General features: G+C 44.7%; 9 protein-coding genes. 7 read left to right on the top strand and 2 right to left on the bottom strand.

The window, feature by feature from the left end:
* The first annotated feature begins 722 nt into the window (after nt 1-722).
* The 7 genes from U9Q77_08915 (at nt 723) to U9Q77_08885 (ending at nt 8,193) form a co-directional block, all read left to right on the top strand.
* Nucleotides 723-917, top strand: a complete 195-nt coding sequence (locus U9Q77_08915) for a hypothetical protein (GenBank protein MEA3287478.1) — start codon at nt 723-725, stop codon at nt 915-917.
* An 81-nt stretch (nt 918-998) separates the two neighbouring features.
* Entirely contained in the window at nt 999-3,011 is a 2,013-nt protein-coding gene (ligA, locus tag U9Q77_08910) for an NAD-dependent DNA ligase LigA (protein ID MEA3287477.1), read from the top strand.
* An 11-nt stretch (nt 3,012-3,022) separates the two neighbouring features.
* Entirely contained in the window at nt 3,023-4,528 is a 1,506-nt protein-coding gene (gene accC, locus U9Q77_08905) for an acetyl-CoA carboxylase biotin carboxylase subunit (GenBank protein MEA3287476.1), read from the top strand.
* Nucleotides 4,525-5,025, top strand: a complete 501-nt coding sequence (locus U9Q77_08900; protein ID MEA3287475.1) for an acetyl-CoA carboxylase biotin carboxyl carrier protein subunit — start codon at nt 4,525-4,527, stop codon at nt 5,023-5,025. The genes accC and U9Q77_08900 overlap by 4 nt, the downstream gene beginning before the upstream one ends.
* 19 nt (nt 5,026-5,044) lie before the next feature.
* A complete protein-coding gene (locus U9Q77_08895; protein MEA3287474.1) occupies nt 5,045-5,767 on the top strand; it encodes a TerB family tellurite resistance protein in 723 nt (240 codons plus the stop codon).
* Nucleotides 5,768-5,844: 77 nt separating this feature from the next.
* Nucleotides 5,845-7,347 carry a methylmalonyl-CoA mutase family protein gene (locus U9Q77_08890; GenBank protein MEA3287473.1) on the top strand — a complete coding sequence of 501 codons (1,503 nt, stop codon included), beginning with the start codon at nt 5,845-5,847 and terminating at the stop codon, nt 7,345-7,347.
* A gap of 78 nt (nt 7,348-7,425) precedes the next feature.
* Nucleotides 7,426-8,193, top strand: a complete 768-nt coding sequence (locus U9Q77_08885; GenBank protein MEA3287472.1) for a biotin--[acetyl-CoA-carboxylase] ligase — start codon at nt 7,426-7,428, stop codon at nt 8,191-8,193.
* An 88-nt stretch (nt 8,194-8,281) separates the two neighbouring features.
* Here U9Q77_08885 and U9Q77_08880 read toward each other — a convergent pair whose 3' ends face one another.
* Both U9Q77_08880 and U9Q77_08875 read right to left on the bottom strand, forming a co-directional pair.
* Entirely contained in the window at nt 8,282-8,656 is a 375-nt protein-coding gene (locus U9Q77_08880) for a response regulator (protein MEA3287471.1), read from the bottom strand.
* A gap of 17 nt (nt 8,657-8,673) precedes the next feature.
* Nucleotides 8,674-11,109 (bottom strand): ATP-binding protein, encoded by a 2,436-nt coding sequence (locus U9Q77_08875; GenBank protein MEA3287470.1) that lies wholly within the window; start codon nt 11,107-11,109, stop codon nt 8,674-8,676.
* Nucleotides 11,110-11,462 lie beyond the last annotated feature (353 nt).

Raw genomic sequence — 11,462 nt, 5'->3', positions numbered from 1 at the left:
GTAAGCTTAAAATTATAACCATAGCGGTAGCTATGGTTATAATTTTGGCTCATCCCCTAAATGCGTACCTCAGACTTAGTTGGATTGTCAGGAAGCTTTCATTTTTTACTCAGATCCAGATTCCCTGGGGTTGAACAATACTAAAGCAAATTTTTTTCATCAAACTCTATCCAGCATATTTCATAAAGAAATGCAACTTTTGTACGCCCTCATGAAATATGCGTGCTTTTTCATGGTTTATCAGAAGTTCTCTAAGTTCCTCAATAAATGATTGTTTCTGACCGTGCTTCTCCCGGTTTTTAACGTATTCAATTAAATCATCCTGTGCAGAGAATATGATCTGATACAATATTTGGGTGTCTCGGTTGACAGGGTTAAACTCCTTCAGAGTTTGATCTGTTTCTTGATTCTAGTACTACGGGTTGCACCCGTAGCTATTCATATTTAATCCCTTCGGGATATTTCTTTAGCAGATAAATTAGGTCTCATTCACCACTTTGACGCTTCTTCCTATGACCCCAGGTACGCATTCTGACGATGAGCCATAATTTTAAGTGAAGCAGAACTGTAAAAAGATGAAGAAGATAACGCGCAGTTTGAAGTACAAATGGTATAATTCACGATCTTATTGGGAGATTTCTAATCAAACACTCCACAAAAATATTTGCAATCAGCCCATGAGCCGTTTAGTTTCGCCCCGCTAAAGAACTGGAGAAAAGAAAATGGCAAAAGCACAAGCATTCGGAGATAAAGTACGCGGTAAGATACGTACCCATAAAAAAATGGTACGTTATATCCTGCCTATAAGAAAAGATAAAGGCACTTCCCTGCGTTTCAGAGAAGGTATGCTGGAGATTCCTGAAGATAAGGAACATGGCGATTTTGTCGTAGAGCAAATGGATTCGTTGACCAAATAAGCTTCTCTTCCGAAAACAATTTCAAAAACGCTCCGAAAAGGAGCGTTTTTTTTTACACCCCGGCGATTACATTTTTGGCCTATGAATCAACAGCAAGCTGAAGCCCGGATCCATGAACTGATCACCGTCCTGAACGATCACAATCACCGCTATTATATCCTGGATGATCCCAGCACATCTGACGCTGCCTATGATTCACTTTTACGTGAACTACAAGAGCTGGAAACAGCTTACCCTGAATTTACCCGACCTGATTCCCCTTCTCAACGGGTAGGTAGCCTTTCCAGCTCGAGATTCGAACCACTGACCCACAGTACTCCCATGCTCTCCCTTGAGAATGCCATGAATACTCAAGAACTGATCGACTTTGATACCCGCGTGCGCAAGGATCTGGAACTCGATGGAATAGCGTATGTCATCGAACCAAAATTAGATGGCCTGGGTGTGGAATTGATCTACGTGGATGGCATTTTTACGGCGGGCTCAACCCGGGGAGACGGCTTCGTTGGTGAAAATATCACTCAAAATCTAAAAACTTTAAGATCACTCCCTCTCCGCTTACGGGATAATATCAGGCTAATTCCACCCTACCTGGAGGTACGAGGCGAGGTCTTTATGAGCCACAGAGATTTCGAAGATCTTAATCACCGTCAATTAGATGCAGAGAAAGCAGTTTTCGCCAATCCTCGAAATGCTGCCGCCGGAAGCCTACGCCAACTGGATTCACGAATTACCGCAACTCGAAAGCTCCAGGTCAATATTTACGCTGCCGGACGTATCACCGACTTCCAGGTTCCTACTCACCTTGATTTTATTCAAGCCCTGCAGGATTGGGGCTTCCCTGTGAATGATCGCACTAAACTTTGCAGCGGGATCACTGAAGTGATTCAATTTCACCAGCAGCTTGAGATCGACCGTGAATCCCTGGCTTATGATATTGATGGAACGGTATGCAAAGTGAATGATCTGGCTGCCCAGAACCAATTGGGCATCCGCAGCAGGTCTCCCCGCTGGGCAATTGCCGGAAAATTCAAAGCCCGCCAGGAGATCACCAGAATAATCAGCATTGAGCCCAGTGTGGGTCGCACCGGTGCCATTACACCTGTGGCTAACCTGGAGCCGATTCAATTAGGCGGCGTTATGGTGGCGCGGGCTACCCTGCATAACCAGGATGAGATCGATCGAAAGGATGTTCGGGAAGGTGATACTGTTGTTGTTCAGCGTGCTGGTGATGTCATCCCCGAAGTCGTAAAAACTATCCTGGACAAACGCCCTGAGAATACGCTGCCCTATTTGATCCCAGAAAGGTGTCCGGTATGTGAAGGTCATGTTGTGCGGTTAAAGGGCGAAGCCAAACACTATTGTCAAAATATCTCATGTCCTGCTCAAATCAAGGGCCGCATTGAACATTTTGTAGCCAGGCGTTGTATGGATATCGATGGTTTTGGATCTAAACTTGTAGCCCAATTGGTGGACACGAATCTGATCAACAGCATTGCTGATATTTACACACTTGATTCTAAGCAGCTTGCAAACCTGGAGCGCATGGCTGAAAAATCGGCTGACAATATTATGGAAGCCATTCAGGCCAGTAAGTCAGTGGATCTGTGGCGTCTGATCCACGGTCTGGGTATCCGGAATGTGGGAGAACATATTTCCAAGGTTTTGGCCAGTAAATTTGGGTCACTGAGTCAACTTTCCAAAACCGATTCGGAAACTTTTGAAGCAACCCACGAAGTCGGTCCCATAGTTGCTAAAGGTCTGGTAGAATTTTTCAGGGATAGTGATAATCAGAAACTGATCGCCCGCCTGGTCAACCAGGGCTTGAACCCCCAACTGGATATCTCAGCCGCAACTGAAGGATTATTGGCCGGCTTGAACTTTGTTTTCACAGGTAAGTTAGAGTATTTCAATCGTGATACGGCTCGAGAGATGGTCGAGTCCCATGGTGGATCCACTTCTGGAACTGTCAGTAAGAAAATAGATTATCTGATAGCGGGACCCGGAGCTGGATCCAAGTTGGAGAAGGCAAAGAAACTAGGTATCAAAGTATTAACTGAAGCTGAATTCCGTGAGATGGTAGAACTTGAATAGGAGCTAAATAAATGTTTAAAAAGATTCTGGTGGCTAATCGAGGGGAAATCGCCTTGCGGGTCATGCGAACCTGTCGGGAAATGGGAATTGAAACAGTCGCTGTTTTCTCGGAAGCAGATCGTACAGCTCCCCATGTTCTATTTGCCGATGAAGCCTACTTGATCGGGCCAGCCCCCTCCAATGAGAGCTATTTACGCTATGATAAGATTCTGGAAGTTGCCAGATTATCCGGTACCGATGCCATTCACCCCGGCTATGGATTTCTCTCTGAAAATACTGACTTTGCTCAACAGGTTGCTGATGCTGGAATTGTGTTTATTGGTCCGCCTGCTGAAGCGATCAAAACCATGGGTGATAAGACCATGGCACGTCAGTCCATGTTACGAACTGATGTACCCGTGGTGCCAGGCACTGAGGAAGCGATCAGTAACGTGGAAGAAGCGCTTACAATAGCACTGGAAATCGGATTTCCGGTGCTGATCAAAGCAGCCGGGGGCGGTGGTGGTAAAGGAATGCGAATTGTGGAATCAGCTGAAACCTTCAATGACGCAGTGGCTCAGGCGCAGCGTGAATCCCAGTCTGCATTCGGTGATGATCGGGTGTATATTGAAAAATACCTGGAAGAGCCTCATCATATTGAATTCCAGATCCTGGCTGATCAACATGGCAATATTATTCATCTGAATGAACGTGAATGTTCAATCCAACGACGTTATCAAAAGGTCATTGAGGAATCACCCTCGCCTTTCATTAATGCCGAAATCAGAAAGCGCATGGGGCAAGCAGCAGTAGCAACTGCCCGTAGTTGCAATTATGTGGGTGCTGGTACGGTTGAGTTCCTGGTAGACAAGCATAAGCATTTTTATTTTCTGGAGATGAATACCCGCTTACAGGTTGAACATCCCATCACGGAAATGATCACTGGAATTGATCTTGTCGCAGAGCAAATTCGTATCGCTGACGGGCAAGAATTGTCACTGAAGCAAGCCAAGGTCACAATCTCAGGTCATGCTGTAGAATGTCGTATCTATGCTGAGGATGCTGCTCAGGACTTTACACCCTCTACCGGTAAGATCATCATGCTGCAGATCCCTGATGGCCCTGGAACCCGTTTTGACGGCGCTATCAGACAGGACATGGAGATCACGCCTTATTATGATCCCCTGTTGGGTAAACTGGCCTGTTGGGCTGAGGATCGCGAGGCTGCTTTGAACCGGTGTGAACGAGCCTTGCGTGAATTCTATATTGGTGGCATCGAAACCACCATTCAGTTTTGCCGTTCAGTCGTCCGGCATCCGGTCTTTCGTGAAGGTCCCTATGATACTCATTTCTACTCTACCTATAGATCTGAATTGCATCAAGAACTTTCCAGCTCAACAGATGAAGTGTTAACCGTTGCAGGTGCTACTCTTTATCACCATCGTAATCAGCTTAAGCACCGTTCACAAGGAGACGTTTCAACTGACCCAGTCAGATCAAACTGGGTCCAAGCACAGCAAGGGAGAACCCGCAGATGAATTTTGAGATCAATGGTGGCGGAATAACCCTTCAGGTGGATTTCCAGACTCAGGATGACAAGCTGATTATCAAATCTGAATCTGGGCAACTGGATTTTGAAGCAGTTCTGGTTCAGCCTGGGATCTATAGCGTACTTATGAATAATCGTTCCTTCGTAGTTAGTATCTGCTCTAAAGACGATCAACGGGTGAATGTGAATGGCACTCCTCTGGTCATGGAATTGCTGGACGCGGTTCACCTACACTTGAGGGAGCTGGGTTGGGATGCCATGCAAGAGATTAAAGCCGGACTGGTTAGTGCTCAGATTCCGGGACTGATCACCAAAATTTTTCAGAGTGTCGGTGATGAAGTTGTAGAAGGTGATCCTATCTTTCTTATGGAAGCCATGAAAATGGAAAACGAGATCAAAGCACCGGTTTCCGGCACTATAGTGAAGATTAGTGTTAAAACAGGTCAAACCGTTGAAAAGGGAACAGATATCATTGAGATTAAATAATAAAATAAGCGAGTAATATATGTTTGGTAGAATGTTTGGAGCAGGTCTCGGATGGGCTTTTGCCGGTCCGATCGGAGGATTGATCGGCTGGTGGCTGGGAAGTCAATATGAGGGAGCTCAAAGTACTTCACAAACCAGCACTCTCCGTTCATCGGCGCAGACCAGACCAGGGGACTTTGCAATCGCACTATTAGTGCTGTTAGCTGCTGTAATGAAAGCTGATGGTAAAGTCGTCAAAGCTGAGCTGGACTATGTTAAACAATTTTTGATCAAGAGTTTTGGGCGGGATAATGCCCAGGAAATGTTGGTGCTCCTCAGAAATCTTCTGGAGCAGGACTATTTCATTTATGAAGTGGCTAGCCAGATCAACAATCACATGAATACTGCTGAAAAACTGCAACTGATACATGTGCTATTCGGGATCAGTCAGGCTGATGGCCATGTGCATGCCAGCGAAATTGAGCTGATTCGTGAGATCGGTCAACAGTTGCAACTGAACACAGCTGATATGGATGCCATCATGGCTATCTTTGTGAAGGAAACACATTCTTATTATAAGATCCTGGAAATCCTTCCTTCGGCCAGTGACCAGGAACTTAAGAAAGCATATCGCTTCATGGCTGCCAAGTTTCATCCGGATAAGGTCCAGCACCTGGGACCTGATTTTCAGAAAATGGCCGAAGAAAAATTTAAAGCAATCAACGAAGCCTATCAGCAGATCAAAGCTGAACGAGGCCTGTAACAGGTTGATCGCTTCTCGTAAAAAACGCTGAGATTGTCGATAGGTATTGAGAAAACAGTTATGGAGAGTGCTAGATCATGAGCAATGCAGGAGAAAAAGCCGGTCAATACCCCTTCACTCGCGGAATTTACAGCGATATGTATCGGTCCCGGAAATGGACCATGCGTCAATACGCCGGTTTTTCCAGTGCTGAGGATTCGAATGCTCGCTATCGCTACTTGCTGGAGCAGGGACAAACCGGACTTTCAGTAGCATTTGATCTACCGACTCAGATCGGCTATGATTCAGATGCTCCACTGGTTGACGGTGAGATCGGCAAAGTGGGTGTCCCCATCGACACGTTGGCAGATATGGAGATCCTATTTAAAGGAATACCTCTGGATAAGGTTTCTACATCCATGACTATTAATTCGACAGCAGCTATCTTGTTAGCCATGTATCAAGTGGTAGCTGAAAAACAGGGTGTGAAGGCAGACAAATTACGAGGTACTATCCAGAATGATGTCTTAAAAGAATACATTGCCCGGGGAACCTATATCTATCCACCGCAACCTTCCTTGAGACTTATCACGGATGTCTTTTCATACTGCGATGAACATATCCCCAATTGGAATACTATCTCTATTTCCGGATATCATATCCGCGAGGCCGGCTCTACCGCAGCCCAGGAACTGGCTTTTACATTTGCAAATGGGATAGCTTATGTAGAAGCAGCCCTGAAAGCTGGTCTTGATGTAGATAAATTTGGTGCCCGACTGTCTTTTTTCTGGAATGCCCACAACGATCTGCTGGAGGAAATCGCCAAGTTCAGAGCTTCCAGGCGTATTTGGGGCAGGATCATGAAAGAGCGTTTCGGAGCCACCAACCCCAAAGCGATGATGTGTCGGTTTCATACTCAGACCGGTGGTTCAACTCTGACTGCGCAACAGATCGACAATAATGTGGTGCGGGTAACCTTGCAGGCATTGGCAGCCGTGTTGGGTGGCACTCAGTCTCTTCACACAAACTCACGTGATGAAGCGCTGGCGTTACCAACAGAAGTATCTGCCCGACTGGCATTGAGGACACAACAGATCATTGGCTTTGAAAGTGGTGTGACCAACTATGTCGATCCTCTGGCCGGATCAGAGGTAATCGAAGAGCTCACGGATAACCTGGAACACGAGGTTTTCAACACCCTCAAAACCATCGATGAAATGGGTGGCGCTGTAAAAGCAATCGAGCTGGGTTACTTCCAGAACGAAATCGCCGCCAGTGCCTATCAGTACCAACAAGAGGTCGAAAAGCAGGAACGCATAATCGTTGGTGTAAACCAGTTTGTCATGGAGGAAAATCTCCAGCCAGAGACCCTGGAATTGGGTACAGAAGCTACCAAGCGACAGTTGGCCCGCCTTGAAAAAATCAGATGTGATCGTGATCAGCAAGCCGTTCAGATCGCATTATCGAGGTTGGAGCGAGCGGCTCAACAGGATAATGAGAACCTTTTCCCCTATATCCTGGTTGCAGTCCGGGAATACGCTTCCCTGGGAGAAATTTCTAATACCTTACGTTCTGTCTTTGGTGAGTATCGTGGCAACTGACACTCCCATCCATATCCAACGTAACACATCGATTGAATTACCCCACTCGAATTTGGATTGATGTCTCTGAACGTCAGAATGATCTCTCATAACCGTATACACCCTGAGCTAGACGATATTTTAATCTTTGAAACTCTGGATTCTACAAATCAGGAAGCTTATCGTCGTCGCTCTGAATTTGTCGGACACAATATTCTTTTCATCAGCAATGAGCAAACCCTGGGCAAGGGGCAATATGGTCGTCATTGGGAATCAGAAGCTGGTTTAGGGCTTTGGATGTCATTATTACTGGGTAGTCCTACAGTATTAAAACATGATCTTCAACTTTTATCTCTTTACGTTGGTATCGTTATCTGCAGATCTCTCACGACCCTGATGGATGTGGATATCTCTTTAAAATGGCCCAATGATATCATAATTGGGAATCGTAAGTGTGGCGGAGTCTTAACCGAAGTACAGTGGGCAGGAGCAACTGCAGTCTCGGCAACTATCGGGATCGGAATCAATCTGGAGCATCGTCTGACTGATTTTTCAGTATCTATCCAACAGACAGCCACCTCCCTGCACCTGGCCGGGTGGGAAAAGCCTGATAGAGAGCAGGTGTTAAAAAACATAGTGCAGGTATTCTTCAACAATATCGACTTACTTGACCGCGCTGCGGATCTTGCGAAGGAATGGAATAAGGTCGCATTCAAGATCAATGAGCCTATTCAATGGAGTTATAACAACACCATCCAAGAAGGTCAATTTTTGGGTATTACTGAAACTGGTGAGGCTCAAATACTACGAGGGGGAGTTATCCATAATTTTCGAAGTGGTGAAATACAGTTAAACTTATCGGTCTAGATCGAGACTTAATAATTTACTTTACCTGATCAGGATTCTGCATGCCATAGAAATGCATACTCTCGGCCTCATGGTCGAGCAGGTCACGCTATTGATCAAGGTACTTTTCCAAAAGCTCTTTTAGTTGAACAATGGTATAAGGTTTAGACATATAGTCTGCAAAACCGGCTTCATTCAGACTTTGCAATTTGTCTTTTGAAAAGGCTGTGACAGCCACCATGGGGGTGCTTTCAAAACGATCTTCCTGCTTGAGTGTGGCCCCAAGCTCAATGCCACTGATCCCCGGACCCAGGGCAATATCCAACAGCATGATATCAACTGATTTATCCTTCATTAACTCTATTGCCTGCTCACCTGTTTCTGCTGCAAGTGAAGCATATTCAAGTTTTTTCAGTAACAGTAGCAGATACTGTCTGGAAGCAAAATCATCTTCAACAACCAGAACAGATTTCATCGTACTCATTTCAAGATACTTCCCATCTAGATTATTTCAGTTCGAGCCTTACTAAGCTTTGGCAACCTCATGTAAAAAACATTACCGGTAGGTTCATTTGAATAGATGCCAACAGCAGCTCCGTGAACGGCAGCTATCCGTTTTACAATAGCTAATCCAAGCCCACTTCCTCTTGATTTCCCATTTGCCAACTGTACGGTACGTTCAAAAATATTAGTCTGGTCTTCACCCAGGATCGAATTTCCCAGATCACTCACAGAAAATTCGATCTCATCATCATTGTCCTTCAGATTGAAGATAACTTTTTTCCCCTGTGGAGCATATTTAAGGGCGTTGCTTAAATAATTCCTGAATACTTCAGCAATGATCGGGTTGGCTTCACAAACCAGGTCTTGATCAATATTTATCTCTAATGGTTTCCCTTGTCCGCTGAAGCTGGATAAAAACTCACCTGTGATATTGACAGCCAACTGGCTTAGGTCGATCTGCTCCATGGCTATCTTTTCACCTAGTGTGATCCTGGCAAGAGCAGTTGTATTCTCAATAACCTTCAGAAGTGCATCGGAACTGTCCTTGATCAGCATGACCTCCTCACTGACCTCATCCTCCATAACTAACATGTCAGCAACACTGGAGATCACCCCGGCTGGGTTCTTTAGATCATGAGTGATGATATCCAACAAAAGCGCCTTGATATTGTTTGAGTCATTTAATTTTGTAGAAAGTTGACGATGCATAGCTTCAGACTGTCTAAGTTTTTCATCTTCGATATTGATTTTGATTGTTATTGCGATCTGGTCTGAGACAAAATTCATCATCCCCATATCATTCCCATCAAAAATTGTATCAGCTGAATAGCTTTGAACAGCCATAACTCCTATTGGCTTGCCTTTAACCATAAGTGGTGACCCTAACCATTGCTCAGAAGGAGTACCAAGCAAATCGATTTTACCCTCCCTATTAAGGGCGTGTATCTCTTCTTTATTGAGTATGATCGGGACACCAGTGTTAAGCACAAATGCAGATAGTCCTCGTTCGTCCTTCCTTGGTTCAGGGAAAGGTGAATCAAATTCATCCACATAATATGGAAAACTCAAGTTACCCGTTTCTTCATCCACTAAGGCTACATAAAAATTTCTCGTATCCAAAACTTTCCCCAACGAGATCTGGATAGCTTTAAAAAGTTGGGGTAGCTCTTTAATATCGTTAGTCAGTTCACCGATTTCGAACATGACTTCCCTGGCTCGCATTGTTTCATTCTGGGCAGTTACATCTTCAAGCAGAATAATGCCGCCCTGAATTCTATCCTCACCAGATAAAAGCGTCTCGATCACGGCATCTATCTCCACCTTTTTGCTCTGGATCTCAATGAACCCGGTATAATTGGAAACCTGACCAGCGAGAGCTTTTTTTATTGCAGGTATAAGGGGGGTCAACCCTTTCAGGTCAAATGCATTTCGGCGCGTATTGGGTGGAAATTCAAAATTAAAGATAGATGCAGCGGCTCTGTTCCAATCGGTAAACAAGCCCTTTTGGTTAAAGCGCAACAGGCATGCGGGAGACTTATCAAAAATAGTCCTGAATTTAATCTCTGATTCTTCCGCTGTACTGAGAGCCCTGGTCAGTTTTTCCTTTGATATTAACCGGGATCTTGTGATAAATGCGACAAGGACAGCTAAGCTCAGAACCACACTAAGGGCGAGATAATACAGAGACTTGGCCGTATCGCCTTTGGTGGATCCAGGAACGATCTGTAATTCCCAGGCCTGCCCTAATATATTAAAATTATGTCGTCCCGCGAGCAGCGGTGCTTCAAAATTGTGAGCCTCACCCCGCAGGAAAACCCTTTGTCCGGCAAGTATTACCTCATAATTAAAATCACGTACAGTATTCCCAAAGCAACGTGAGATCAGTTTTTCCAGTCTAAAGACCCCATTGATGTATCCCGTAACTTTATTATCGACCTTAATCGGAAAGTAAACTGCGAACCCATTGCCACCCTGAATTAATTCAATCGGTTCAGTGGCTGTATCGATCTGATACAATAGAGCGCGACTGAAAGATTCGGAGGCACCTTTTGCTCCGCGCATTCTCAAATCAACCCCAACAACGGGTAAATTTGCGGACAATGGCGTAACCCACTGGATAATTCCAGCTGTATCGATCCAATTAACTGCCTGAAAACCTGGGAGTTCATGTTGTAAGAGCAAAGCTTTAGATCTGAATTCTGCTTCCTGAACAAATGGTTCACTTTCCATTCGTTCACGCAAAAAACCCAACCTGCTTATACGCGTATTCAGGAATTCGTGTAACCTGATCCCCACCTGCTCAGCTGTAACCTGTGTTTTTATGCTTAGCTTTTGGTTGTCCTGATCAATTGTGTACTGCAATACATACCAACCAACCACCAGAATAGCTAAAAATAAAATAACGGGGATTAGAATTTGTTTCTGCAGTTTCATATAATATTTAATACGCCAAGTCCTTTGCAACAAACATGAGCCAAACAATAACCATTTCAAAGTACTCCCGAAAGAAAAATCGTCAGGTTAATGCAATTAATCTGAGCAATCCAACGACCAGCCAATTGATTATCGGCTGAAAATATCATATTTGTAATTCATTCTACGAAAATAATCAGATGACTAAATCTCAGGCCTGACCTGACAAGTAGGGATTATCATACTAATGTCGAGTAGACCTGTCACCACCACGCGTTAGCATGATGATGCAGGCCCCTCACAGAACCGTACTTGAAGATTTCCCTCATACGGCTCTTCATTTTGACTCTCGAGAGTACTTTGATAAATTGTAA

Source organism: Candidatus Neomarinimicrobiota bacterium, from assembly GCA_034716895.1.
Taxonomy (GTDB): Bacteria; Fidelibacterota; UBA8477; order UBA8477; family JABMPR01; genus JABMPR01.
This window is presented reverse-complemented; position numbering and strand designations above follow the sequence as displayed.

What these genes read in the sequence shown, in the direction of transcription:
- U9Q77_08915 (MEA3287478.1), top strand. Translation starts at nt 723, where the DNA reads ATGGCAAAAGCACAAGCATTCGGAGATAAAGTACGCGGTAAGATACGT.
- ligA (MEA3287477.1), top strand. Translation starts at nt 999, where the DNA reads ATGAATCAACAGCAAGCTGAAGCCCGGATCCATGAACTGATCACCGTC.
- accC (MEA3287476.1), top strand. Translation starts at nt 3,023, where the DNA reads ATGTTTAAAAAGATTCTGGTGGCTAATCGAGGGGAAATCGCCTTGCGG.
- U9Q77_08900 (MEA3287475.1), top strand. Translation starts at nt 4,525, where the DNA reads ATGAATTTTGAGATCAATGGTGGCGGAATAACCCTTCAGGTGGATTTC.
- U9Q77_08895 (MEA3287474.1), top strand. Translation starts at nt 5,045, where the DNA reads ATGTTTGGTAGAATGTTTGGAGCAGGTCTCGGATGGGCTTTTGCCGGT.
- U9Q77_08890 (MEA3287473.1), top strand. Translation starts at nt 5,845, where the DNA reads ATGAGCAATGCAGGAGAAAAAGCCGGTCAATACCCCTTCACTCGCGGA.
- U9Q77_08885 (MEA3287472.1), top strand. Translation starts at nt 7,426, where the DNA reads ATGATCTCTCATAACCGTATACACCCTGAGCTAGACGATATTTTAATC.
- U9Q77_08880 (MEA3287471.1), bottom strand. Translation starts at nt 8,656, where the DNA reads ATGAGTACGATGAAATCTGTTCTGGTTGTTGAAGATGATTTTGCTTCC.
- U9Q77_08875 (MEA3287470.1), bottom strand. Translation starts at nt 11,109, where the DNA reads ATGAAACTGCAGAAACAAATTCTAATCCCCGTTATTTTATTTTTAGCT.